Here is a 25,786-nt window from a genome sequence, read left to right as displayed (position 1 = left end):
ACTATGCTTCTATGTTTTGATGTTGTTTGGCCATTGCATGCAAATCATCATCGCCAACTTCTTTTTTCTGATCAGCTATTTGTAAAAATTTTTCATATAAAACATCAATATCATTACGGGTGCATTCATAACCTAAATTTTTTAACCGATAAGCCAAAGCACTTCGTCCGCTTCGGGCTGTTAACACAATTTTAGAAATATCTGCACCCACATCTTTTGGGTTGATGATTTCATAAGTAATAGCGCTCTTTAAAAATCCATCCTGATGAATACCGGACGAATGTGAAAATGCATTGGCACCTACTATTGCTTTATTGGGCTGTACCGGCATACGCATGGTATCGCTCACCAATCGGCTAATGGGATTTAATTGCTGGCTTTGTATGTTGGTATAAAAACCTAAATCTTTGTGTTGTTGTATAATCATCACTACTTCTTCTAATGAGGTATTTCCTGCTCTTTCGCCTAAACCATTAATAGTACATTCTATTTGTTGGGCACCATTTATCACACCTTCAATTGAATTGGCAGTAGCCAATCCCAAATCGTTATGGCAGTGGCAGGAGAGAATGGCCTTATCAATATTGGGAACATTATTTTTCAGGAAAGCAATTTTGGCACCGTACTGGCTGGGTAGGCAATAGCCGGTGGTATCAGGGATATTAATAACGGTGGCGCCTGCTTTAATTACTGCTTCCACTACACGGGCTAAATATTCATTATCTGTTCTGCCGGCATCTTCAGCATAAAATTCAACATCATCTACAAATTTTTTTGCCCATTTTACGCATTGTACCGCTCTTTCTAAAATATCTTCTCTGTTTGAGTTAAATTTCCCTATTATATGGTAATCAGATGTACCAATACCGGTGTGGATGCGGGGCATTTTTGCATGTTTTAATGCCTCTGCTGCTACTTCAATGTCTTTTTTAACTGCCCTGCTTAAACCACAAACGGTAGCTCGGGTAATGATTTTGGCAATTTCCTGAACTGAAAAAAAATCGCCGGGCGAAGAAATGGGAAATCCGGCTTCAATTACATCAACACCCAATTGTTCAATGGCCAGAGCCAGTTCAATTTTTTCGGTAGTATTCAGTTTACAACCGGGTACCTGCTCGCCATCTCTTAGGGTAGTATCAAATATATTTACTTTTTGGCTCATGTAAAATTTGTTATTCGGTTATTGCTTTTAATACGAAAAACCAGCCGTATTTTTACGTAACATCGAATGTATCCAATATAAAAAGGTGTTGGGCAACAAAATGAAGTGTATTTTACGCTGCTTAAATTGTGCTAATTTTGCCCAAACCCTTTACCGGTAAACATTTTCAATTCATATAATTACGATGCCTAACCGAAGTACCGACATGCTGTTCCAGCTTATTAAGTCGCTTGAAAAAGGCGAAAAACGTAATTTTAAATTATATGTAAAACGGAATGCATCGGGTGAAGATTTGAAAATAGTGCAGTTATTTGATGCTTTGGATAAGATGAAAGATTATGATGAAGGGCAGTTACTGCAAAGAAATCCCGGTATCAAAAAACAACAACTTTCCAATATTAAGGCACATTTATACCGCGAACTATTATCAAGCCTGCGGTTGATTCAACAGGCGGATAATATTGATATGTACGCTCATGAACAGTTAGATTTTGCCCGGATATTATACAACAAAGGGCTTTACCTGCAAAGTTTAAAACTGCTTGAAAAATTAAAAGAAACGGCAGCCACTCAACAGCAACATGCCTATCAGTTGCTGGCCATTCAATTCGAGAAGAAAATTGAATCAATGCACATTACCCGAAGTATGGAAAACCGGGCAGAGGCATTGAGTGCAGAATCTGATGCGGTTCATCAACAACTTTATTTAACCGGCAAATTATCTAACCTGGCATTGGAGTTATATAGTTGGTATATTCAAAATGGCCATGCCAGAGATAAAAGAGATGTGCATGCGGTTAAAGTTTTTTTTGAATCCAATTTACCTGCCTGTAATGCAGCGCAACTTGGGTTTTATGAAAAATTATACCTCTATCAATCATATTGCTGGTATGGGTTTATTCTGCAAGATTTGCTGATGTACTATCGCTATACCCAAAAATGGGTATCATTATTCGAAGAAAATGAATACATGAAACGCATTGAAACCGGCCAGTATATTCGCGGTATGCATAATTTACTGGGCGCCCAGTTTAATTTAAATAATTTTGAAAAATTTAATGAGTATCTGGCCCGGTTTGAAGCTTTTGCGACATCACCTTTAGGAAATATTAATGATAATGTTCGCATACAGACTTTTGTGTATTTAAATACGGCTCGCATCAACAAACATTTTTTAGAAGGTACTTTTACAGAAGGGTTACTACTGGTACCGGAAATCATTCAGCATTTAGAAGAATATCGCCTGCATTTAGACCGCCACCGCACATTGGTGTTTTATTATAAAATTGCCTGTTTATATTTTGGCAGCGGCGATAATGAGCAGGCTATTGATTATTTAAATAAGATTATTAATTGGAAAGTTGATTTACGAACCGACTTGCAATGCTATGCCCGCCTGCTGCACCTGATTGCACACTACGAATTAGGCAATGATAGTTTGTTGGAATATCTGATAAAATCGGTATACCGGTTCATGGCAAAAATGAAAAATTTAAGTACGGTTGAAGAAGAGATATTTAAATTTATCCGAAAATCTTTTTCACTTTCGCCACAAAAATTATTACCGGCATTTAAAAGTTTAAAAGAAAAATTAGAACAATTAGAAGGCCATCCGTTAGAAAGTCGCTCATTTATGTATTTGGATATTATAGGGTGGCTCGAAAGCAAAATTGAAGGGGTTCCGGTGCAGGAGGTTAGGCGCAAAAAATTTTTGCAGGGCAGAAAAACTCCTGCCTCATTAAAACACAAAAATAATTCTGTTTACAAAACCAATAACGATGCCCAATAAGGAAGAATTTAGTGCGCTTTTTACTTATGCTACCGAAGGAATTATTGTAGTAAATGAGCAAGGTAAATTAACCATGGCCAATCCTGCTGCTGAGCGTTTGTTTGGTTATGAACCCGGCACTTTATTGCACACGCAGTTGGAGCAACTGATTCCCAAAAGGTATGAACACACGCATCACCATTACCGAACCAAGTATTCTCAAAATCCGCATGCCCGTAATATGGGTATTGGTATGGATTTATATGCATTACGAAAAGATGGTTCTGAGTTTCCGGTAGAAGTGAATTTAAGCCCCTTTAAAACAGCAGAAGGCAATTTTGTAATTGCATTTATTATTGACAATACTTTACGCAAACAAACGGAGGCCACTTTGCGTAAACAAAAAGAGGAGTTAGAAAAATTAACTGCTGAATTAGAAAAAAGGGTACGCCACCGAACGTTAATTTTAGAAGAAGCGTTACATGAATTAGAGCATTCCAGAGCGGAACTGAGCCAGTTACTAGAAAAAGAAAAAGAAGTGAATGAATTAAAATCACGCTTTGTTTCTATGGCATCGCATGAATTCAGAACTCCATTGGCGACCATTTTATCCTCACTCAATTTAGTTGAAAAATATGGCACTTTAAACGACAGGGAAAATCAGCAAAGACATATCATGCGCATTAAAACGGCCATCAATCACATGACAGATATTTTAAATGATATGCTCTCCATCAGTAAAATTGAAGAAGGAAAAATTATCATTCAAAAAGACTGGATTAACTTGACCCAGTGTTCTCAACACATTATTCAGGAAATTCGGCCCATTCTGAAAACCGGACAACAAATACATTTTCAGCATCAAGGGCAGGAGCTGGGATATATTGATCAAAACATTTTTACTACCATCATCATGAATTTGCTTTCCAATGCCATTAAATTTTCACCTGCAAAAACGAATATTTATTTGTCATTATCCATTACCGATTCAGCCATGACAATTGTTGTAAAAGATGAAGGCATGGGCATACCCGAAGAAGATCAACCCAATTTATTTGGCCGTTTTTTCAGGGCTCAAAATGCCACCAATATTCAGGGTACGGGTTTAGGTTTGAATATCATTGCAAGATATGTAGAATTAATGCAAGGTAATATTACCTTTAAGAGCCAAATAGAACATGGAACCACATTTACCATTATTATACCAAATACTATAGAAAATGAGTAAAAAAATTTTATTGATTGAAGATAACCCCGATATGCGGGAAAATACAGCTGAAATTTTGCAATTGGCTAATTATACAGTTAAAACTGCAAAAAATGGAAAAGAAGGTGTTGCTTTGGCAGAGGAAGAACATTTTGATTTAATAATATGTGATATTATGATGCCGGTTTTAGATGGGTATGGCGTTTTACACCTGCTTTCTAAAAATAAAAAAACCAGTGCCATACCCTTCATTTTTTTAACAGCCAAGGCCGAGCGAACTGATTTTAGAAAAGGCATGGAAATGGGAGCCGATGATTATTTAACCAAACCCTTCGATGATATTGAATTGTTAAATGCCATTGAAAGTCGGTTAAGAAAATCTGATTTAATTAAACAGGAATATGCCAATAATGTAGAGGGGTTAAACAGTTTTATTCAAACAGCAAGGGGGTTTGATAGTTTAAAAAGGTTATCAGAAGAGAATGAATTACGCTCTTATAAAAGGAAAGAAGAAATTTATAAAGAAGGAAGTTTTCCAAAAGGGCTTTATTTATTAGTAAGTGGTAAAATAAAAACCTGTAAAACCAACGATGATGGAAAAGAATTAATTACCGGCCTGTATAAAGATGGTGATTATTTTGGGTATATAGCTTTGTTGGAGGATGCAAAGCACGCAGATAGTGCAGTTGTGCTGGAAGATGCACAGGTTTGTATGGTACCTAAGGCAGATTTTTATGAACTGGTGTATAAAAATGCAGAGGTTTCCAGAAAATTCATTCAAATGCTTTCTAATCAGGTACAACAACGGGAAGCGCAGTTGTTGAAATTGGCTTACAATTCAGCCCGTAAAAAAGTAGCCGATGCATTATTAACATTACAGGAAAAATATCAACAAAAACCTGGCGAGAACTTTAGTATGCAAATTTCAAGAGAAGATTTGGCAAACATAGCCGGCATTGCTACGGAAAGCACCATCAGAACCCTCAGCGATTTAAAAGATGAAAAATTGATCGAAATTCAATCCAGTAAAATTACCATTTTAAATTATCCCAAATTATTGGCTTTGCGAAATTAAGCGGTTTATGAGGGTTTGTTTCGCTCATTCATTTGTCTGGTAATTAATTCACCCTGGGTGTTTTGTTCTTCCAAAGTCCAATCATCTGTAATAGAGGTTTCAATCCAAACTTTACCAGATTTTCGCAGAATAATGGGTTCAAGTCCATATTGCTGTACAAATTGGTGTTCCAGTTCGGCAACAGTCATTTCAGGATAAATGGTGATTGGGGCAGCATCCGGAGCAATTTTATACGCAAGCAGGGTTGTATGTTCATCAAAAGGTTGTTTCACTGATATATTTCTGGATGTTGCTCCTTCAGTTTGTGCTTTTGTAAGCATTAAACGTAAAAAGGGGAACATTGCATTAAACTCCGACTGCAGGGTTTGAATATTTTTGTTATCGTTAATGGTTAGGTTCATGCTAAATGGACTCAAAAACAAAAATATCCTGATGAATTGGCTTAAATACTGATTTTCATCATGTTTACGGCTTTATACTTCATAATCCCGATAAAAAGTGTAGAAAAAATTGTGGATACTAAATTTTCTAATAAAAAATGTGGCACCTATGCAAGCAGTAATTTAAAAAAGGAGATTTTTGCCACATTTAATTGTCAAAATCTTTCAAAACCAAATTTTTAAGGGTTTCTTTTTTCTATTTAAAAAGCAGTCCTTACCTTTGCCCCCTTAATGATTTTGAAGTATTCCAATTTTTTTTACATAAAAAATTAACGCCGTAGTGGGTAAATGCAGTCTGCATGGCTGTTTTGTCCGCTTTTTTTATTGTAGAATGGGGTATTTCGACGTCTGGAATTAAATAAATTGCAAATAGTACTATGGCCATCAAAAGAGACAATCGTCCGAAATCAACCTTTTCAACCATTACCATTAGTCTTGCTTCTCCGGATTCAATTCTGGAAAAAAGTTTTGGTGAAGTATTAAAGCCCGAAACCATTAACTATCGTACCTATAAACCTGAAAGAGATGGTTTATTTTGCGAAAGAATTTTTGGGCCGGTAAAAGATTATGAGTGCGCCTGCGGAAAATACAAGCGTATTCGATATAAAGGTATTGTATGCGACAGATGTGGAGTAGAAGTAACCGAGAAAAAAGTACGCCGCGAACGTATGGGCCACATTAAATTAGTGGTACCTGTAGTGCATATCTGGTATTTTAAAAGTTTACCCAATAAAATTGGTTATTTGTTGGGAATGAGTTCTAAAAAGTTAGAAAGTATTGTTTATTATGAAAGATATGTGGTAATTCAGGGAGGTATTAAAGAAAGTCTTTCTGCAGGCGATTTGTTATCTGAGGAAGAATATTTAGATATTATTGATGCATTGCCCAAAGAAAATCAAATGCTGCCTGATGAAGATCCCAATAAATTCATTGCTAAAATGGGCGCTGAGGCAGTAAGTGATTTATTGGCGCGCTTAGATTTAGATGAATTAAGTTTTTCGCTCCGCAATGCTGCCGCCAATGAAACATCGCAACAAAGAAAAGCCGATGCTTTAAAAAGATTGAGTGTTGTAGAAGCATTCAGAGATGCCAATTCAAGAATTAACAACCGCCCCGAGTGGATGGTGATGCAATATATACCTGTCATACCTCCCGAATTAAGGCCATTGGTGCCTTTGGATGGTGGTCGTTTTGCATCTTCCGATTTAAATGATTTATATCGTCGTGTTATTATCCGTAACAACCGGTTAAAAAGATTATTGGAAATTAAAGCACCTGAAGTAATTCTTCGTAATGAAAAAAGAATGCTGCAGGAAGCCATTGACTCACTTTTTGATAATAGCCGAAAATCTAATGCCGTTAAAGCAGAAGGAGGCCGTGCTTTAAAATCATTGAGTGATGTTTTAAAAGGTAAACAAGGTCGTTTTCGCCAAAACTTATTGGGTAAGCGTGTTGACTATTCCGGACGTTCTGTAATTGTGGTAGGTCCCGAATTAAAAATGCATGAATGTGGTTTGCCGAAAGATATGGCAGCCGAATTATTCAAACCATTTATTATTCGTAAGCTAATAGAAAGAGGCATTGTTAAAACGGTAAAATCCGCTAAAAAATTAGTAGATAAGAAAGAAGCTATTATTTGGGATATTCTTGAAAATATACTAAAAGGCCACCCGGTTTTGTTGAACAGGGCCCCTACATTACACCGTTTATCCATTCAGGCCTTCCAGCCTCGTTTGGTTGAAGGAAAAGCCATTCAGTTGCATCCATTGGTAACATCTGCTTTCAACGCCGACTTTGATGGTGACCAAATGGCTGTGCACGTTCCATTAAGTAGCGCTGCTATTCTGGAAGCACAATTATTAATGCTCTCATCTCACAATATTTTAAACCCTCAAAATGGTACTGCCATTACCCTTCCATCTCAGGACATGGTGCTTGGTTTGTACTACATCACAAAAGGTAAAAAGAGCACAGAAACTGAAATTGTAAAAGGTGAAGGAAAAACTTTTTACAACATGGATGAAGTAATTATTGCATACAACGAAAAACGTGTTGACTTACATGCCAATATTAAACTACGAACCCATGTTCGCAATGCAGATGGTAAATTAGAAAAGAAAATTATCGATACTACCGTTGGTCGTGTTTTATTCAATCAGTTTGTACCGGAAGAGGTAGGTTACATTAATGCGTTATTAACCAAAAAAAGCCTGCGGGAAATTATTGGTAATATCATTGAAATAACAAATATTCCAAAAACAGCTAAGTTTCTGGATGATATTAAAACACTTGGTTTCCGCATGGCCTTTAAAGGAGGTTTAAGCTTTAGTGTAAACGACCTGATTGTACCTGAAATAAGAGACCAGTTGTTGGAAAGTGCCAAAGCCGAAGTAGATGAGGTGCGTGAAAGTTATAATATGGGTTTAATTACCAATAACGAACGCTATAACCAGGTAATTGATATTTGGGGCCGTGTAGATATGCGGATTACTGAAACCCTTATTCGTGAAATGGCTACTGATAAGCAAGGATTTAATTCTGTTTTCATGATGCTTGATTCCGGTGCCCGTGGTTCAAAAACACAGGTAAAACAGTTGGTGGGTATTCGTGGATTGATGGCAAAACCCCGTAAAAGTGGCAGCTCAGGTAGTGAAGTTATTGAAAACCCCATTCTGTCTAACTTTAAAGGAGGTTTGAACGTATTAGACTACTTCATTTCTACCCATGGTGCCCGTAAAGGTTTAGCCGATACTGCTCTTAAAACTGCTGATGCCGGTTACTTGACCCGCAGATTAGTTGACGTGGCGCAGGATGTGGTAATAGCTGAAGATGATTGCGGAACTTTAAGAGGTATATCAATCAGTGCATTAAAAGATAATGAAGATATTATTGAACCATTATCAGATAGAATTGAAGGTAGAACCTCGTTACACGATGTGTTGCATCCTGTTACTGAAGAATTGATTATAAAAGCAGGCGAAGAAATTAGCCATGATGTGGCCAAACAAATTGAAGATTCCGGAATAGACAGCGTAGAAATTCGCTCCGTATTAACCTGCGAGGCTAAGAAAGGCGTATGTGTACGATGCTACGGTAAAAACCTGGCAACAGGTTACATTGCACAACGTGGCGATTCTGTAGGTATCATTGCTGCCCAGTCAATTGGTGAACCCGGTACACAGTTAACCCTTCGTACGTTCCACGTAGGTGGTGTTGCGGGTAGCTCATCCATTGAATCTTCTTTATTGGCAAAATTTGATGGTACCGTTCGTTTTGATGGTTTAAGAACAGTAAGCACTTTAAACAATGAAGGAAATAAAGTGAATATTGTAATTGGACGTACCGGCGAAATGCGTTTAATGGATGAAAAAAATGATCGTTTACTCATTACCAACAATATACCTTATGGTTCTACTTTAATGGTAAAAGATGGTCAGCAGGTGAAAAAAGGTGAAGTTATTTGTACTTGGGATCCATTTAACAACGTAATTGTTGCCGAACAAAATGGAGTAATTAAATTCGAAAATATTATTGATGGTTACACTTATCGGGATGAAGCCGACGAACAAACCGGCCACCGCGAAAAAGTGGTTATTGAATCGAAAGATAAAACCAAAATTCCTACCATTATTGTAGAAGGTAAAGATACGCGTCAATACAATTTACCTGTTGGTAGCCATATTTCAATAGAAGAAGGCGAAGAGGTAAAAGCAGGTCAGGTGCTGGTAAAAATACCACGTGTATTAGGGAAATTAAGAGATATTACCGGTGGTTTGCCAAGGGTAACCGAATTATTCGAAGCAAGAAATCCGGGAAACCCTGCAATTGTTTGTGAAATAGACGGAGTGGTAGCATTTGGTAACGTAAAACGCGGTAACCGTGAAATCATTGTAGAAGCAAAAGATGGTATTGTAAAGAAATATCTGGTACCATTAACCCGCCAGATTTTAGTACAGGATGGCGACTTTGTAAAAGCAGGCGCACCTCTTTCTGACGGACAAATTGCACCCTATGATATTTTAACCATCAAAGGACCATTTGCAGTTCAGGAATACATTGTAAATGAAATTCAGGAAGTATATCGTTTACAAGGTGTGGATATTAATGATAAACACATTGAAGTAATCGTTCGCCAAATGATGAAGAAAGTAGAAATTGTAGATGCAGGTGATACGAAGTTCTTAGAAGAAGACTTAGAAGACAGGTTTGAATTTATTGAAGAAAATGACCGCATCTTCGATAAGAAAGTAGTTACAGATCCGGGTGAAAGTACCAAATTAAGAGCTGGACAAATTGTTACACTGCGTGAATTGAGAGAAGAAAACTCTATCCTTCGCCGTGCAGATAAAAAGTTGGTGGAGGTACGCGATGCAAAACCAGCCACTGCTACACCGGTATTATTAGGTATTACCAAAGCCTCTCTGGGCGTGAAGAGTTGGATTTCAGCTGCTTCATTCCAGGAAACCACCAAAGTTTTAAGTCAGGCTGCCATTCAGGGTAAAACCGATTTAATGATTGGTTTGAAAGAAAACGTAATTACCGGTCATTTAATACCTGCCGGTACCGGACAGCGCGAATTTGAAAATTTAATAGTGGGTAGTAAAGAAGACTTTGATGTATTAGCTACCGCAAGAGAAGCTATGAATTTTGATGAGGATGAATAAACTTTATCTAATTCATTATCGGTTTCTGTAATTTATATATAATAAGCCTGTAATTTTTGAGATGATTCAATATTGCAGGCTTTTTTGTTCGTTAAATCCTAATTAATTTTTAAAAGTAACTGCTAATTTTCTTGAATATTTTAATTGCCTGTATATTCGTTGCAATTTCTGTAGAAATGCATTTATGGAATGCCCCTACAATTATTTTCCGGCATTATTATGCACATTTGATGAAAAAATTAACTTAATTAAAATTTTAATATGAAAAATGTTCTACTTATCATTAATGCTATTTTAGTACTTGCAGTTGCTTATTTATTGTATGCACATTTTACTGAAAAAAATCATCTTGTAACAACTGTTTCAAATTCAAATACAGCCGTACCCGCCAATGGTTTTAAAATAGCTTATTTTGAAATGGATTCATTGCAAAATCAATATGTTCTATTGAAAGAAGTAAGAAGTGCATTAATGGCCAAAGATCAGGAAATGGGCAAAGAATTATCGGGTTTAGAGAATTCATTACGCAATAAATACCAGGATTTACAAAAAAATGGGAACGCATTAAGCCAGGCCGAGATAGCAAGCAGGCAACAGGAAATTATGGATTTAGATAAAAATCTTAAAAACAAGCGGCAGGTAATGGAACAGGAAATGCAGGATGAAAGTTTCAAGAAATTACAGGATGTAAAAAAACGAATTGAAGATTACCTGAAAGAGTATAATCAAAGTAAAGGTTATGCATATATTTTTTCGAATGTACCTGATATGATGTATTATAAAGATACAGCTTATAATATAACTGCTGATATTGTAAAAGGATTGAATGAACAATATCGTCAGAAAAAATAATTTTTACCATCAAATCATTATCTTCAAGTCCCAAATGCAATAAGGGACTTTTTTTATGAGTACAACCTCCTTTAAACCCTCTTTAGGCTTATTAGATGCTACCATGATTGTAGCCGGTAGTATGATTGGTTCCGGTATTTTTATTGTGAGTGCAGATATTACCCGAAATGTAGGTTCTGCCGGATGGTTAATTGTTGTTTGGTTACTGACCGGGTTAATGACTTTAATTGCTGCAGTAAGTTATGGTGAGTTAAGTGGTATGTTCCCAAAGGCGGGCGGGCAATATGTTTATCTAAAAGAAGCCTACAACCCTTTAATAGGATTCCTGTACGGATGGAGTTTTTTTGCCATTATTCAAACAGGTACCATTGCAGCCGTTGGGGTGGCATTTGCCAAATTCACGGCTTATCTTATTCCGCAGGTAGGTGATGATATAGTGTTATTTAGCATCGGTTCATTACATATTTCTCCCGCACAAATTTTATCAATTGCCATCATTGTACTTTTAACTTATATCAATACCCGTGGCATTAAAAGCGGCAAATTCATTCAAACAACTTTTACCTTAACCAAATTATTGAGTTTGTTTGGTTTAATTGTTTTTGGATGGATGGCCTTACAACCTGAAGTTTGGCACAAGAACTGGACTGAAAATGCATGGCATTTGCAACGCCTCAACAAAGATGGTTCATACCAATCTTACGGAATGGCCGCTGCAATGGGTGCCATAGCCGCAGCCATGGTAGGCTCTATTTTTAGTAGTGATGCCTGGAACAATGTAACCTTTATTGCGGGGGAAATTAAAAACCCTAAACGGAACATAGGTTTAAGCCTGTTTCTTGGAACTTTGTTGGTAACCATCGTTTATGTGTCTACCAATATTGTTTACACCGGATTATTGCCCATGCAAAGCATTGCCTCAGCAGCAAACGATCGGGTTGCTGTAGCTGCCTCACATGTTATTTTCGGTAATATAGGAACTATCATTATTGCAGTGATGATTATGATTTCAACTTTTGGTTGTAATAACGGATTAATTTTGGCAGGTGCAAGAGTTTATTATACAATGGCCAATGATGGTTTGTTTTTTAAACAAACAGCACGGCTAAACAAAAAAGCCGTTCCCGAATTTGCATTATGGATACAATGTGCTATGGCTTCTATACTATGCTTAAGCGGAAAGTATGGCGATTTATTAGATATGGTTTCTTTTGTTGTTGTAATTTTTTATGTGTTAACCATTATCGGCATTTTCATTCTCAGAAAAAAAATGCCTGCGGCAGAAAGGCCTTACCGTGCATTTGGTTACCCGGTTTTACCTGTATTATATATCATAATGGGATTAACTTTTTGTACACTATTAATTATTTATAAATCAGAATATACCTGGCCGGGATTAATTTTTGCACTCTTAGGTATTCCTTTGTATTATCTTGCACTCGCAACAAAGTCAAAGCATCAATAAATGAATTTCGAAGCACTATTTCATCGTTTTACAGAAATTAAAGTAGCCGTAATTGGCGATATAATGTTAGATAGTTATTGGTGGGGTCATGTAGATCGTATTTCTCCTGAAGCACCGGTACCTGTTGTAGCATTAGATAAAAGAGAATTGCGTATTGGTGGTGCTGGTAATGTAGCTTTAAATACCATTTCTCTGGGTGCACCCACCACAATTTTATCTGTAATTGGCAATGATGATGATGGCAAACTGTTAACCGGTTTGCTCAGTCAAAATGGGATTGATACCGGTTTTATTATAACAGCACCTAATCGGGTTACCACCAATAAAACCAGAATTATGAGCCGTAACCAGCAAATGCTGCGGTTAGATTGCGAGGTAGCTACTGATATTGATGAAACAACTGAAAATGCTTTATTGCATAATGTAGAGCAATACTTTATGCAGCATCAACCCAATGTGCTCATTTTTGAAGATTACAACAAAGGAGTACTTACTCCAAAAATTATTCAAAAAACAATTGCACTTTGTAAGCAGTATAATGTGCTTACAGCAGTAGATCCTAAAAAGAAAAACTTCTTATCCTTCAAAGGGGTAGATATTTTTAAACCTAATTTAAAAGAGGTAAAAGAAGGGCTTAACCTATTGTTGGAAGAAGTGAACCAATCTGTTTTGGAGAAAATACATGCCGAATTAGCCAATATTTTAGCACACAAAATTTCACTGGTTACACTTTCCGAAAAAGGGGTTTTTTATCAATATGGGAATGAATCTAAAATTATTCCTACACATGTGCGCAACATTGCAGATGTTAGCGGTGCCGGCGATACCGTAATTGCTGTAGCCTCGCTGGTATATGCAGCAACCCGTCAAATTGCACTGGCAGCTGACATGGCAAATATTGCCGGTGGGTTGGTTTGTGAAGAAGTGGGTACCGCTGCTATTCAAAAAGAAAAATTATTGAAAGAATGCAACATCCTGCTTTCATAGCTTTGTTCAACAAACTGGCAAATACATTGCATGTTCTTCATCATTCTGTAAATATATTTCAAAATTTTACTTCGTTGATTTGTATAATTTCGGGTTGAAATTCTACAAGCATGTCAATTTACGCATTGGTAATACATGGGGGTGCCGGCACTATTCTAAAAGAAGATATGACCCCCGAATTAGAACAGGCTTATGAAGATGGACTGGCTGCAGCATTGGAGGCTGGTTATGCAGTACTTGAAAATGGCGGCAGTGCTATTAATGCGGTTAAAGCCGCCATCGTTTTATTAGAAGACAATGTTTTGTTTAATGCAGGAAGAGGTGCGGTTTTTACAAAGAAAGGCGTTCAGGAAATGGATGCAGCCATCATGGATGGCACTACTTTAAATGCCGGTGCTGTTGCGGGTGTACGTAATGTAAGAAATCCGATAGTACTTGCCACTGAAGTAATGCAGCATAGCAATCATGTTTTTTTAAGTGGAAAGGGCGCTAACGATTTTGCGATTAAACAAGGTGTTAAATTAGAACCCGATGAATATTTTTTCTCCCCCTTTCGGTATGAACAATGGAAGGCCATTCGAGATAGTGATAACTACTCTTTAGATCATACCAACCATCATTTAGAAGAATTGTTAAGAGATAAGAAATTTGGTACCGTTGGTGCAGTAGCTTGTGATGCCAATGGCAATATTGCTGCTGCTACCAGTACAGGTGGAATGACTAATAAAAAATATGGTCGCATTGGCGATAGTCCTGTTGTTGGTGCAGGAACTTACGCCAATAATGCAACCTGTGGTATTAGTTGCACTGGGCATGGAGAATTGTTTATTCGTGCAGTTGCTGCACATGATGTAAGTTGTTTAATGGAATACAAAGGCTTTTCGCTTCAGGAAGCCATGCATGAAGTGGTGCATAAAAAATTAGTAGCCATGAAAGGAGAGGGAGGGATGATTGGTGTGGATGCTCACGGCAATATAGCCATGGAATTTAACAGTGCAGGTATGTACAGGGCAGCTAAAAACAGTAAAGGATTTTATGAGTTAGCTATTTATGCTTAAAATAGCAATACTTTTTCTAATCACTGCTACATTTGTATTTTAATGATTAATATTTCATGGAAAAAATTGCAGTGATTGTAGCCGGTGGTTCAGGTGTTCGAATGGGATCGCATTTACCCAAACAGTTTTTATTGCTCAATAACCAGCCAATTCTGTTGTATACCCTGCAAACTTTTTTTGCCGCTTTTGAAGATATGCATGTGATTTTGGTTTTACCGGCTGCTTATTTTGAAGCAGGAGAAACAATGATCCGTTCCTTGCCTCAATACCAACGGATACAAATTGTTGCAGGTGGCGATACCAGGTTTCATTCTGTACAATCAGGCTTAGCAGCAATTTCATCGAAAACAGATGCGGTTATTTTTGTACATGATGGAGTGCGCTGCTTATTGAGTACAAAACTTATTCAGCAATGTTATCATCAGGCCATAGAAAAAGGAAGCGCCATTCCTGCCATTAAAGCTACTGATAGTATAAGGCAACTCAAAGGCCAAACTTCTATCCCCATTAATAGAGATGAAATATATTTAATGCAAACACCTCAAACTTTTAAAAGCAGTATTTTATTGCCGGCATTTCAAATGCCTTACCAAGCTTCGTTTACTGATGAGGCAATTGTTGTAGAGCACTCCGGCGTTTCCGTACATTTAATTGAAGGGGAATACCAAAACATAAAAATTACAAGGCCCATTGATTTATTAATTGCGCAGAAATTTTTAGAAGATCCATCATTGTTTTAAATACCTGAAAAGCAGGGGTAGTTGGTTAATGTGTAGTTGTAAATAGGGGTGATGGTCGGGATGAAAATTTTTATAGAAAGCCTGAATACCCTTTTGAGAAGAGCCTTCAAAATCAAATAACAATGCTTTTCCGGCAAACTCATGAATACATTGATCTAATAAATAATGATTGGCACTCAGTTTACGGCCAGCTTCGGTTGTAAAATTCATGATATTATAAATTCTGTTGCAGTCTTTCAGAAAAATGGCTCCCGCAACTAATACTCCATTAGCAGCATTCACACCTCGTACAAAAAAATATGACTGCATTTCGTTTTGCATTAAAAGTGTTGCAAAAGCAGTGATATCTTGCTGCTTCAAATGCATGGCAGGGTGATAAAGCTGGTAGAAATGATTTAATATCAATTGCGCATGGGTTTTGTCGTGGTACACCAACTGATTGCTGTAAGCTTTCATCAGATTCCTTTTCAAATCTCCTGAGTAATTGGCTGCAATTTGGCTGTAATCAGCCTTTAAGTTCAGCACAAAATTATCCCGAACCTGAATAGTGCAATTTTGAATGTTGGGCAGCGGGTGATAAAAAGGAATAAATAAATTGCCATATTTAAATTCTTTCAGAACCCATTTTAAAAGTTCATGAATAGGATAGGTGTTGTAATTTTTTTCAAATAAACCCAATTGTTGAATAAAGTTTGGTTGATAACAGTAAGCAATACCGCATTTTCTTTTGAAGGGCACCGGCATTACGGCTTCATAATTATTGAGTACAAAACCCACCCATTGCGGGCAAAGTGCATTTAAGTACCGGGTATAAGCATAAATAAGCGGGGTGTGCGATTGGGCTATGCATACATCCCATTTTTTAGTATTAATTGCATGAGCGGGTATTATTTGAAATTCATTGTTCATGCATAAAATTTCGTTGCTTATTTTCCTTTGCCCAAAATAATAATGAGAAATGTTTTTAGAATAATTCCTGCATCCAACAAAAAGGATCTTTTTTGTACATATATTAAATCATATTGGGCACGTTCTACCATTTCATGGATGTTAGATGCATATCCAAATTCAATCATACCCAAAGAAGTAAGACCGGGTTCTACCAAAAATAAAGCGGCATAATCCGGTATAATTTCTATCAGTTGGCTGGTATAAAATTGCCTTTCGGGTCTTGGTCCTACCAACGACATATCTCCCTTAAGGATATTCCATAACTGCGGAATTTCATCTAAGCGCCATTTGCGCATAATTTTTCCCCATGGGGTAATGCGTTTGTCATCATCTGAAGAAAGCTGTGGGCCGTTTTTTTCAGCATCTGCATACATACTTCTAAACTTATAAATGGTAAATGGAATGCCTTTGTAACCAATTCTTTCCTGCAAATAAAAAATGTTTCCGGGTGAAGAAAGTTTGGTTCTGATAATAATAAAAATAATGAGAGGGGCCAATACAACTAATGCGGACAAAGAAAGTATGATATCAGTAAATCTTTTAACAGCATTGTACAACAAACTTTTGGTTTGTCGTCTTTGTACATTTTCTTTAGTTCGTGCAAGCTTTTTTATTTCCAAAGTCTTATAAAACATTGGCGCACATTTAAGATATGGCAATATTATTACTATTAATTTTTGTAAGTATTTGGTGTGCAACTTCCAGCGCCAGTAAACCATCAATTTCACTCACTAAAGTAGGTGTATTGTTTTTAATTGCATCAACAAAACTTTGCAATTCAAGTTGAATGGCGTTGGCAGGCTCAATTTCCGGATTCGATACAGCGATTGTTTTGGTACCATTGGGGGTTTCTATATCAAATGAAAAGCTATTGTTGTCTTCCGGTTGTTTCAAGGTTATAATTTCGGTTTTCTTTTCCAGAAAGTCGATACCATAATAGGCATCTTTTTGAAACAAGCGTATTTTTCGCATTTTTTTCATGCTAATACGGCTGCTGGTTAAATTGGCAACACATCCATTGTTAAATTCAATGCGCACATTGGCAATATCGGGTGTATCAGTCATAACGGCCACACCACTGGCATAAATATTTTTCACACCACTTTTCACTAAGCTTAAAATAATATCTATATCATGTATCATTAAATCCAGAATAACACTCACCTCTGTTCCTCTGGGGTTAAATTGTGCCAGCCGATGCACTTCAATGAACATTGGGTTCAGCTTTAAATCTTTAATTGCCAGAAATGCGGGGTTAAATCGTTCAACATGGCCTACCTGTAATTTAATGTTGGCTTCTTTCACTGTATTTACCAAACTTTTTGCTTCCTGAATAGTATGGGTAAAAGGTTTTTCTACAAATACATGTTTTCCCTTTCTAATGGCCGACATACAAATTTCAAAATGTTTATCGGTGGGTACTACTACATCAATAATATCGCAGGCATCCATTAATTTATCTTCATCTAAAAAACGTTTTAAGCCATAATGATTGGCAACTTCTTTGGCTGCATCGTTATTGGGATCAAAAAAGCCAACCAATTTAACATCTTTTATTTCTTTCCAGTTATTTAAATGGTATTTACCTAAATGGCCAACGCCAAATACACCTACTTTCAACATGCTTTTCAGGTTTTAGCGGATAAAGATAATTGATATGAGTATTTTTTAGTGTTATTGTGCAAATAAAAATAAATGAATGATAAGATAGGTTGTGATTTAAGGTATTATATTTTATTATAATGTAAAACAATAAAATGAGAGTGGATATATTAATAGCAAAATGAGGGGCTTAGATTTGCATAAACGAGCGTTTTCTCCATCCCTTCTTCCTTTACCGAGTAAAAAGAGGCTGCGAAACACTTTTAAGACAACCTCTTTTTCCGGCATAGTGCCCAGAACAGGAATCGAACCTGCACTACCTTGCGATAACCAGATTTTGAGTCTGGCGCGTCTACCAGTTCCGCCATCTGGGCTTGGGGCTGCAATATTAAGGCATCCTGTTTAATACACCAAAATGCTGCAGGGTATTTTCTGGTTTTAAATAAAAATTTTGAAGCGTTCGTAACAACTTTTAGTTAATGCCTCTCTATCGTCGGGGTGTGCAATATCCACTAGTAATTTTGCCCGCTGCCTTAAATTTTTGCCATATAAGTAAGCCACACCGTACTCTGTTACTACATAATGAATATGGCCCCTAGTAGTAACAACACCTGCACTTTCTCTTAAATGAGGGGTAATTCTGGAAATACCTTTTTTAGTACGGCTGGTTAGAGCAATAATGGGTTTACCTCCTTCACTTAAAGCGGCTCCACGCATAAAATCCATTTGCCCGCCAATACCACTGTATTGAAATGGCCCAATACTATCGGCGCAAACCTGTCCGGTAATATCTACTTCAATGGCGCTGTTAATGGCTATTACTTTATTGTTTCTTCTAATTACGTGTGGGTCGTTTACATAATCAATATCTAAAAAAGCAAAAGCAGGGTTATCATTTACATAATCATACAATCTTTTGGTACCAATGGCAAAACTGGTTACGTTTTTATTGGGATGAATTTTTTTGAATTTATTATTGATAATATCCTTTTCCATTAAATCAATTACCCCATCACTGCACATTTCTGTGTGCAGGCCTAAATTTTTATGATTGTGTAAAGCTTTTAAAACAGCATCAGGTATGGTACCAATACCTAATTGTAATGTACTGCCATCGTCTATCATTTCGGCAATATATTTTCCTATCTGCAATTCTTCTTTACCCGATTTGCTGCCATAATCTACTTCAGGTAATTGCTCTTCATGATATACCATTTTGGTAATATGGCTTACATGCAGCAATCCATCACCGTGGGTACGTGGCATATAGGGATTTACCTGTGCAATAATGTATTTGGCCGTATTTACAGCAGTGCGTGCTATATCAACCGATAAGCCTAAAGTACAGTAACCGTGTTCGTCGGGTAGCGATACCTGCACAATGGCAACATCAATTGGTAATACATTTTTTTTAAATAAGTCCGGAATGTCACTTAAAAATGCAGGAACAAAATCAGCACGTCCGCTATTCACGGCTTCGCGAACAGAGGCAGATACAAACAAACAGTTGATATGAAATGCTTTTTGATATTCGGGCTTGTCAATTTCAATACTACCCTGAACAGTAATAAATACCGTTTCTACATTTTCTAATCGTGGTGCTTCTTTTGCCAGCTCTCTCAATAAAAATAAGGGTGTACATGCACTGCCCTGAATAAAAACACGCTGGTTGCTCTGTATAACCGATAAAGCTTCTGTTGCACTTACATATTGAATAGGATACATGTTTTTCAGCAAAGTAACATTTGTTTTGCTGCCTGAAAAATGATTTTTGTTAGGTTAGCTGTACATTGAACATACTTAATTGAACAGGATGGTATGGTTTACTTATTGATAGAATTGCTATAATAATTGTGTTTTGCCCTATTAGATTTTTCCTCTAAAACCAATCATGTATTCTTTTTTATTTATAAGTATAGAAAATTTGTGGTTTGGAAATTGGAATAATATAGTATGCATTATTTGTAGTGAATAAAATACCTTTATGTTTCAAATAGTAGCCGTATGATCAAGATTGGCCTGATTAAAGAAGGGAAAATTCCTGCTGATAGTCGCGTGGCTTTAATACCTGCTCAATGTAAATGGATGATGCAACACTTTCCTGATATTGCTATTGTTGTTCAGTCTTCTTCCAATCGTTGTTTTTCCGATGATGAATACCGAAGAGCCGGAATAAAGGTTACAGAAGATGTTACAGATTGTGATATTTTGCTGGGCATTAAAGAAGTGCCTAAAGCGGATCTTATTCCCAATAAAGTGTATCTTTTTTTTTCACATACCCGAAAGAAGCAACCCTATAACCGTGCTTTGTTTCATGAAATGATAAACAAAAAAATTACATTAATTGATTATGAATGTTTAGAACATGAAGATGGGCAACGAATTATAGGATTTGGATTTTTTGCCGGTATTGTTGGTGCCCACAACGGCATGATGTGTTACGGAAAAAGAACCGGCCTTTTTCATTTAGGCCGGGTATATGAAGTAAAAGATTACCGCTCTCTCATTCATCATTATTTTGGATTGAAATTACCCAACATCAAAATTGCTGTTACCGGCAGTGGAAGAGTGGCGCATGGTATTATTGAAGTAATGAATTTATTGGGTGTTACCGAGGTTGAGCCCGATGAGTATTTAGAAAAAAAATTTACATATCCGGTTTATGTGCAATTAAAAGGGGCCGACTTATTTACCCATAAATATTTAAAAACATATCAGCGTGAACATTTTCATACCAATGCAAAAGATTACAGAAGCAGGTTTTTACCTTATGCACACTGTACTGATATTTTGATGAATGGTATATTTTGGACAGAAGAAATGCCAAGGTTGTTTGAATTAACAGATATTGATGAACATTTTGCCATACAAACCATTTCTGACATAACCGACGATGCACATGGCTCTGTACCCATTAATTTAGGTGATCAAACCATTGAAGATCCTGTTTATGGAGTTGACAGAGTGAGCTTTACCAAAACCAAACCTTACTTACCCGATAGCATTGACGTAATTGCTGTTGGAAATTTACCCAATGAGTTACCCCGCGATGCCAGCCGTTATTTTGGTGAACAACTCATGAAACATGTATTACCCGATTTACTCAGCTCAGGTAGTAATATGATTGAAAGGGCTACTATTTTAAAGAATGGGCAACTAACACAAGCCTTTTCCTATTTATCTGATTATGCAGCCGGGTAAATTTTATTTAAAGAAACTGATAATAATCTTTTAATAATGCCGTAAAAGGTTCACTGTATGCATTATTGAGTTCTTTGATTGTTAACATTTCTTCTAACAAAGTAGGGGTTGGTGCTTTCGAAAAAATACAGATGGTTCTAAAAATATGGTGTTTAGGACTGGGTTTTACATCTAATTTATATTCTAAATAAAAATTATTTTGATGTGCCATTGCAATAAATGATGTGGTGCGCTGATAGGGCAAAAGCAATGCAAACCTTCCTTGTTGATTTAAAAATTGATTGCAAATGGGAAGTAAATCCTGCAGCCGAAGTTGTTCACTATGCATGGCTATGTTTTTGTTAACCTGTGGGCTTTTCAGGCTTTTTTCATAAAAAGGTGGATTACAAACCAGCCATTCATAAGTGGTTGCCGGTTGTAACTGTATTACATTACCTTTTATAACTGTTAAGCGTTGGTACCATGGCGATGTTGAAAAATTTTCTTTTGCCTGCATGGCTGCACCTTCATCTATTTCATAGGCATGAATAATTGCCTCATTTTTTTGCGCAATCATTAAACTCAACAGTCCTGTTCCAGTTCCAATATCGGCAATAGTTTTAGCCGGATTATTCGATATATATTGTGCCATAAAAGCCCCAAACAGGCAGGCATCGGTACATGTCTTCATGGCACATTTATCTTGTGCAATTCGAAATTGTTTAAATGAAAAATAGGAATTAGACATAATTTGAATAGGAGATAGCTATCAATAAAAGATAGGATATATTGGTATCATTTCTTGGAAAGCTTTTTGCACAAATTGCCTGGTAGGGTTGCAGGTACAGATGGGTTGGGTGAAATAAAACATCATGAATAGCATTTTAATTCAATATACGATAAATTTTAAGATTTGGCCGCATTGCATAAAAAAATCTCATTGTAGGTGAAGCAATGAGATTTTTTTTTGATGAAAATTGGTGTAAGATTTATTTTTCTGCAACTAAACCTGCTTTTAAATATTCATTGTTTAGGCGAGCAATATTAGTGAGCGAAATTTCTTTCGGGCAGGCAGCTTCGCAGGCACCTGTATTGGTGCAGGAACCAAAACCCTCTTTATCCATTTGTGTAATCATATTGATTACACGATGATGGCGTTCAGGATCTCCTTGCGGTAAAAGCGCCAAATGCGATACTTTGGCTGAAACAAACAGCATAGCACTGCTGTTTTTGCACGCAGCCACACAAGCACCGCAGCCAATACACATGGCGGCGGCAAAGGCATTATCAGCATTATCTTTATCTACTAATATTGCATTCCCGTCTACTGCATTCCCGGTATTCACTGAAATGTATCCACCGGCCTGTATAATTCTGTCGAATGCAGAACGGTCAACCATTAAGTCTTTAATTACAGGAAAAGCATTGGCTCTCCAAGGCTCTACTACAATTGTGTCTTCATTTTGAAAGGCACGCATGTGCAATTGGCAGGTAGTATTGGCCTGCCACGGACCATGTGGTTTACCATTAATATACATTGAACACATACCACAAATACCTTCGCGACAATCATGGTCAAATGCAATCGGGTCTTCACCTGCCCGAATCAGTTGTTCGTTCAGTACATCAAACATTTCCAAAAAACTCATTTCCGAAGAAATGTTTTCTACCCGATACATTTTAAAACTACCCTTTGCATTTTTGTCTTTTTGTTTCCAAACTTTTAAGTTCAGATTCATGGTATAGTGTTCCATATAAAAAAATTAAAATCTTAAAAAAATAGGATTCAGTTATTTATTTGTAATTTCTTTGGGTGGGTTTAATTACATCGTACTGTAAAGGTTCTTTGTGTAATTCCCAGTTGTGTTCACCTTTGTATTCCCAGGCAGCTACATACATATAATTCGCATCATCTCTTAATGCTTCACCATCGGGTGTTTGGTATTCTTCCCTGAAATGTCCGCCACAACTTTCATTTCTGTTTAATGCATCTATGCACATTAATTCACCTAATTCAATAAAATCGGCAACGCGGCCCGCCTTATCTAATTCTGTATTCAGTTCATTAATGCCGCCGGGTATTTTAACGTCACTCCAAAATTCTTTTTTGAGCTGTTGTATTTCGGTAATGGCTTGTTGTAAACCATTGGCATTTCTGGCCATACCACATTTGTCCCACATAATTTTACCGAGGCGTTTATGAAAACTTTCTACAGTTTGTGTACCCTGAATACTCATCAGGCTTTCTAATCTTTCCTGTACCTTTTTTTCTGCGGTTTGAAAAGCTTCATGATTGGTTGAAATAGGTTTGTTGTAAATTTCGTCTGCCAGATAGTTTCCAATGGTGTAGGGTATTACAAAATAACCATCGGCAAGGCCCTGCATTAAGGCACTGGCACCTAAGCGGTTGGCACCGTGATCAGAGAAGTTAGCTTCACCCAATGCATATAATCCTTTTACAGTAGTCATTAATTCATAATCAACCCACAAGCCACCCATGGTATAGTGTACTGCAGGGTAGATGCGCATGGGAACTTCATAAGGATTTTCGCCGGTAATTTTTTCATACATATCGAAAAGATTACCATATTTTTCTTTTACTACCTGTTTGCCGAGTGATATAATTTGCTCTTTTGAAGGATTATCGATACCGTGAATACCTGCTTCTGTTGTACCATATCTTTCAAAAGCGGCACTAAAGTCAAGATAAACTGCTTGTTTAGAAGAGCCTACACCGTATCCTTCATCACATCTTTCTTTTGCAGCTCTGGAAGCCACATCACGAGGTACCAGATTACCAAATGCAGGATATCTTCTTTCTAAATAATAATCTCTTTCTTCTTCAGGTATCTGGCTGGCTTTACGCGTATCTCCTTTTTGTTTGGGAACCCATATACGGCCATCATTTCTTAATGATTCGCTCATTAAGGTTAATTTACTTTGATGATCGCCGGTTACGGGAATACAGGTAGGATGTATTTGTGTAAAACAGGGATTGCCAAATAATGCGCCATTTTTATGCGCTTTCCAGGCGGCAGTTACATTGCTACCCATTGCGTTGGTCGACAAATAAAACACGTTACCATAACCTCCACTACACAATAGTACCGCATGGCCGAAATGTCTTTCTAATTTTCCGGAAATCAAATCTCTTGCAATAATACCTCTTGCTTTCCCATCAATTACCACAATTTCCTGCATTTCATGGCGGGCATACATTTTTACATTGCCCAATGCCACCTGGCGTTCTAAAGCCTGATAGGCACCAATGAGTAATTGCTGACCGGTTTGCCCTGCAGCGTAAAAAGTTCTTTGTACTTGCACACCGCCAAATGAACGGTTGCTTAACACACCACCATATTCCCTGGCAAAGGGTACGCCTTGTGCCACACACTGATCAATAATATTGGCACTTACTTCGGCAAGGCGGTATACGTTGGCTTCTCGGCTGCGGTAATCGCCACCTTTTACAGTATCATAAAATAAACGAAAAACACTGTCACCATCATTTTGGTAATTCTTGGCCGCATTAATTCCACCCTGTGCAGCAATAGAATGTGCTCTACGCGGACTATCTTGAAAGCAGAAAGCTTTTACTTTATAACCCAATTCGCCCAAACTGGCAGCAGCACTGGCTCCGGCTAAACCGGTACCTACTACAATAATTTCTAACTTCCGTTTGTTGGCGGGGTTTACCAATTTGCAATGTCCTTTATAATCGGTCCATTTATGTTCTAAAGCGCCGGCAGGAATTTTTGATTCTAACATGGTACTACTTTTTTGTAGATTAAAATTGGTATTTTTTATAAAGGAAAACTTCTTTTGTTGAATGAAGCGGTTCCTTTTTGCTATTATATTTTTTCAATCAGCTAATTAAATGAAAATAAAAACTAATTGGCATCAATGCGAAAATGGCAGGAATCACAATGGCAAAACCATACCCAAATGAAGTGAGCATTTGCTGGTATCTTTTATTGTGTACACCTAAAGTTTTAAATGCACTTTGAAAGCCATGTGCTAAGTGGTAACCTAAGCTAATGCAGCAAATTACATAGAATATAACTACCCATAACTGCGAAAAAGTATCACGCATGAGTGCATATAAATTATGCACCTGCAACCCATTGGGCAGTGTTACTTCTTCTACACCGGTAAATCTGGAGGGTATCCAAAACTGTTTCCAGTGTACGATAAAAAACAATAAAAGTATGGTTCCTAAAATAGCCATACTGCGGCTGTACCACTTACTACCTCGGTTACCATATGCAATGGCATAACCTACTTTACGTTTACTACGGTTACCCGCTTCTAAAACATAACCCTGAATAATGTGGAGAAATATAAAAATGAACAAACCAATTTCTAAAATTCGGGGTACAATATTGCTACCCATAAAATTAGCTGCTCGGTTAAACATAATACCGCCATCATCTGCCCAAATACAGGCATTTAAACCGGCATGCACTACTAAAAACAAAATCAGGAAAACCCCTGTTAAACCCATTACTAATTTTTTTCCTACCGAAGAGGTAAACACTTGCTTCCAGGTCATATAGCAGAATTGAAGTTGAAAAAAAAATCTTTGCAAAAATACAATTCACAGCAATGCTATAACAAAATGATTTTTTTATTTTT

20 protein-coding genes and 1 tRNA gene are annotated in these 25,786 nt (G+C 37.0%); 10 read left to right on the top strand and 11 right to left on the bottom strand.

Features of this window, described 5'->3' with window-relative positions; translation table 11 throughout:
* Position 1 precedes the first annotated feature (1 nt).
* A complete protein-coding gene (locus JK139_RS09950) occupies positions 2 to 1,162 on the bottom strand; it encodes a 2-isopropylmalate synthase (protein ID WP_074419981.1) in 1,161 nt (386 codons plus the stop codon).
* A gap of 184 nt (positions 1,163 to 1,346) precedes the next feature.
* Between JK139_RS09950 and JK139_RS09945 the strand changes: the two genes are divergently transcribed.
* Genes JK139_RS09945 through JK139_RS09935 form a run of 3 tightly spaced genes read left to right on the top strand, consistent with a single transcriptional unit; the run spans position 1,347 to position 5,212 of the window.
* Positions 1,347 to 2,951 carry a hypothetical protein gene (locus JK139_RS09945; RefSeq protein WP_074419980.1) on the top strand — a complete coding sequence of 535 codons (1,605 nt, stop codon included), beginning with the start codon at positions 1,347 to 1,349 and terminating at the stop codon, positions 2,949 to 2,951.
* Positions 2,941 to 4,158, top strand: coding sequence for a PAS domain-containing sensor histidine kinase (locus JK139_RS09940; RefSeq protein ID WP_218331203.1), 1,218 nt, complete (start codon positions 2,941 to 2,943; stop codon positions 4,156 to 4,158). Before JK139_RS09945 ends, JK139_RS09940 begins: the two co-directional genes overlap by 11 nt.
* Positions 4,151 to 5,212 (top strand): response regulator, encoded by a 1,062-nt coding sequence (locus tag JK139_RS09935; protein WP_218331202.1) that lies wholly within the window; start codon positions 4,151 to 4,153, stop codon positions 5,210 to 5,212. The genes JK139_RS09940 and JK139_RS09935 overlap by 8 nt, the downstream gene beginning before the upstream one ends.
* A gap of 5 nt (positions 5,213 to 5,217) precedes the next feature.
* On the opposite strand, the gene JK139_RS09930 is transcribed toward JK139_RS09935, so the two are convergent.
* A complete protein-coding gene (locus JK139_RS09930) occupies positions 5,218 to 5,628 on the bottom strand; it encodes a hypothetical protein (RefSeq protein WP_218331201.1) in 411 nt (136 codons plus the stop codon).
* A 401-nt stretch (positions 5,629 to 6,029) separates the two neighbouring features.
* Here JK139_RS09930 and rpoC point away from each other — a divergent pair, with 401 nt between their 5' ends.
* The 6 genes from rpoC to JK139_RS09900 all read left to right on the top strand — a co-directional run bounded on the left by rpoC (position 6,030) and on the right by JK139_RS09900 (position 15,418).
* On the top strand, positions 6,030 to 10,316 hold the full coding sequence (rpoC, locus tag JK139_RS09925; protein ID WP_218331200.1) for a DNA-directed RNA polymerase subunit beta': 4,287 nt from the start codon (positions 6,030 to 6,032) through the stop codon (positions 10,314 to 10,316).
* Positions 10,317 to 10,577: 261 nt separating this feature from the next.
* Complete coding sequence (locus JK139_RS09920) at positions 10,578 to 11,168, top strand: OmpH family outer membrane protein (protein WP_074418275.1); 591 nt, start codon at positions 10,578 to 10,580, stop codon at positions 11,166 to 11,168.
* Between the two features lie 55 nt (positions 11,169 to 11,223).
* Complete coding sequence (locus JK139_RS09915; RefSeq protein WP_074418274.1) at positions 11,224 to 12,633, top strand: APC family permease; 1,410 nt, start codon at positions 11,224 to 11,226, stop codon at positions 12,631 to 12,633.
* On the top strand, positions 12,634 to 13,620 hold the full coding sequence (locus tag JK139_RS09910; protein WP_074418273.1) for a bifunctional heptose 7-phosphate kinase/heptose 1-phosphate adenyltransferase: 987 nt from the start codon (positions 12,634 to 12,636) through the stop codon (positions 13,618 to 13,620).
* A gap of 110 nt (positions 13,621 to 13,730) precedes the next feature.
* Entirely contained in the window at positions 13,731 to 14,678 is a 948-nt protein-coding gene (locus JK139_RS09905) for an isoaspartyl peptidase/L-asparaginase family protein (protein ID WP_074418272.1), read from the top strand.
* A 56-nt stretch (positions 14,679 to 14,734) separates the two neighbouring features.
* Positions 14,735 to 15,418, top strand: coding sequence for a 2-C-methyl-D-erythritol 4-phosphate cytidylyltransferase (locus JK139_RS09900; protein ID WP_074419974.1), 684 nt, complete (start codon positions 14,735 to 14,737; stop codon positions 15,416 to 15,418).
* On the opposite strand, the gene JK139_RS09895 is transcribed toward JK139_RS09900, so the two are convergent.
* The 5 genes from JK139_RS09895 to JK139_RS09875 form a co-directional block, all read right to left on the bottom strand.
* Positions 15,407 to 16,327 carry a hypothetical protein gene (locus JK139_RS09895; protein WP_074418270.1) on the bottom strand — a complete coding sequence of 307 codons (921 nt, stop codon included), beginning with the start codon at positions 16,325 to 16,327 and terminating at the stop codon, positions 15,407 to 15,409. The genes JK139_RS09900 and JK139_RS09895 overlap by 12 nt on opposite strands.
* 17 nt (positions 16,328 to 16,344) lie before the next feature.
* Positions 16,345 to 17,004, bottom strand: a complete 660-nt coding sequence (locus tag JK139_RS09890) for a sugar transferase (protein ID WP_074419972.1) — start codon at positions 17,002 to 17,004, stop codon at positions 16,345 to 16,347.
* A 10-nt stretch (positions 17,005 to 17,014) separates the two neighbouring features.
* Positions 17,015 to 17,992, bottom strand: coding sequence for a Gfo/Idh/MocA family protein (locus tag JK139_RS09885; protein WP_074419971.1), 978 nt, complete (start codon positions 17,990 to 17,992; stop codon positions 17,015 to 17,017).
* Between the two features lie 269 nt (positions 17,993 to 18,261).
* Positions 18,262 to 18,345 (bottom strand) — tRNA-Leu (locus JK139_RS09880).
* Between the two features lie 64 nt (positions 18,346 to 18,409).
* On the bottom strand, positions 18,410 to 19,708 hold the full coding sequence (locus JK139_RS09875) for an acetyl-CoA hydrolase/transferase family protein (protein WP_228733196.1): 1,299 nt from the start codon (positions 19,706 to 19,708) through the stop codon (positions 18,410 to 18,412).
* A gap of 267 nt (positions 19,709 to 19,975) precedes the next feature.
* Here JK139_RS09875 and JK139_RS09870 point away from each other — a divergent pair, with 267 nt between their 5' ends.
* Complete coding sequence (locus tag JK139_RS09870; protein WP_074419918.1) at positions 19,976 to 21,172, top strand: NAD(P)-dependent oxidoreductase; 1,197 nt, start codon at positions 19,976 to 19,978, stop codon at positions 21,170 to 21,172.
* 7 nt (positions 21,173 to 21,179) lie between these two features.
* Here the strand turns inward: JK139_RS09870 and JK139_RS09865 are convergent, their stop codons facing one another.
* From JK139_RS09865 to JK139_RS09850, 4 genes are all read right to left on the bottom strand, one after another.
* Positions 21,180 to 21,842, bottom strand: a complete 663-nt coding sequence (locus JK139_RS09865) for a tRNA1(Val) (adenine(37)-N6)-methyltransferase (protein ID WP_218331199.1) — start codon at positions 21,840 to 21,842, stop codon at positions 21,180 to 21,182.
* Positions 21,843 to 22,140: 298 nt separating this feature from the next.
* The gene (locus JK139_RS09860; RefSeq protein ID WP_074418517.1) at positions 22,141 to 22,905 is read right to left on the bottom strand and encodes a succinate dehydrogenase/fumarate reductase iron-sulfur subunit; all 765 of its coding nucleotides are present in this window, start codon (positions 22,903 to 22,905) and stop codon (positions 22,141 to 22,143) included.
* Between the two features lie 40 nt (positions 22,906 to 22,945).
* The gene (locus JK139_RS09855) at positions 22,946 to 24,919 is read right to left on the bottom strand and encodes a fumarate reductase/succinate dehydrogenase flavoprotein subunit (protein ID WP_074418518.1); all 1,974 of its coding nucleotides are present in this window, start codon (positions 24,917 to 24,919) and stop codon (positions 22,946 to 22,948) included.
* Between the two features lie 97 nt (positions 24,920 to 25,016).
* Positions 25,017 to 25,703, bottom strand: coding sequence for a succinate dehydrogenase cytochrome b subunit (locus JK139_RS09850; RefSeq protein WP_074419917.1), 687 nt, complete (start codon positions 25,701 to 25,703; stop codon positions 25,017 to 25,019).
* Positions 25,704 to 25,786: the final 83 nt, after the last annotated feature.

This window comes from Hydrotalea lipotrueae, from assembly GCF_019249625.1.
Classification (GTDB): Bacteria; Bacteroidota; Bacteroidia; order Chitinophagales; family Chitinophagaceae; genus Hydrotalea; species Hydrotalea flava.
Note: the sequence above shows the minus strand (reverse complement) of the source record. Positions and strands in the feature narration are given on the sequence as shown.

Bases quoted from the DNA above. Each gene is read 5' to 3' on its own strand.
- JK139_RS09855 (WP_074418518.1), bottom strand. From the start codon at position 24,919: ATGTTAGAATCAAAAATTCCTGCCGGCGCTTTAGAACATAAATGGACC.
- JK139_RS09895 (WP_074418270.1), bottom strand. From the start codon at position 16,327: ATGAACAATGAATTTCAAATAATACCCGCTCATGCAATTAATACTAAA.
- JK139_RS09865 (WP_218331199.1), bottom strand. From the start codon at position 21,842: ATGAAGACATGTACCGATGCCTGCCTGTTTGGGGCTTTTATGGCACAA.
- JK139_RS09940 (WP_218331203.1), top strand. From the start codon at position 2,941: ATGCCCAATAAGGAAGAATTTAGTGCGCTTTTTACTTATGCTACCGAA.
- JK139_RS09920 (WP_074418275.1), top strand. From the start codon at position 10,578: ATGAAAAATGTTCTACTTATCATTAATGCTATTTTAGTACTTGCAGTT.
- JK139_RS09945 (WP_074419980.1), top strand. From the start codon at position 1,347: ATGCCTAACCGAAGTACCGACATGCTGTTCCAGCTTATTAAGTCGCTT.
- rpoC (WP_218331200.1), top strand. From the start codon at position 6,030: ATGGCCATCAAAAGAGACAATCGTCCGAAATCAACCTTTTCAACCATT.
- JK139_RS09860 (WP_074418517.1), bottom strand. From the start codon at position 22,905: ATGGAACACTATACCATGAATCTGAACTTAAAAGTTTGGAAACAAAAA.
- JK139_RS09910 (WP_074418273.1), top strand. From the start codon at position 12,634: ATGAATTTCGAAGCACTATTTCATCGTTTTACAGAAATTAAAGTAGCC.
- JK139_RS09870 (WP_074419918.1), top strand. From the start codon at position 19,976: ATGATCAAGATTGGCCTGATTAAAGAAGGGAAAATTCCTGCTGATAGT.
- JK139_RS09915 (WP_074418274.1), top strand. From the start codon at position 11,224: ATGAGTACAACCTCCTTTAAACCCTCTTTAGGCTTATTAGATGCTACC.
- JK139_RS09890 (WP_074419972.1), bottom strand. From the start codon at position 17,004: ATGTTTTATAAGACTTTGGAAATAAAAAAGCTTGCACGAACTAAAGAA.
- JK139_RS09900 (WP_074419974.1), top strand. From the start codon at position 14,735: ATGGAAAAAATTGCAGTGATTGTAGCCGGTGGTTCAGGTGTTCGAATG.
- JK139_RS09885 (WP_074419971.1), bottom strand. From the start codon at position 17,992: ATGTTGAAAGTAGGTGTATTTGGCGTTGGCCATTTAGGTAAATACCAT.
- JK139_RS09935 (WP_218331202.1), top strand. From the start codon at position 4,151: ATGAGTAAAAAAATTTTATTGATTGAAGATAACCCCGATATGCGGGAA.
- JK139_RS09950 (WP_074419981.1), bottom strand. From the start codon at position 1,162: ATGAGCCAAAAAGTAAATATATTTGATACTACCCTAAGAGATGGCGAG.
- JK139_RS09905 (WP_074418272.1), top strand. From the start codon at position 13,731: ATGTCAATTTACGCATTGGTAATACATGGGGGTGCCGGCACTATTCTA.
- JK139_RS09850 (WP_074419917.1), bottom strand. From the start codon at position 25,703: ATGACCTGGAAGCAAGTGTTTACCTCTTCGGTAGGAAAAAAATTAGTA.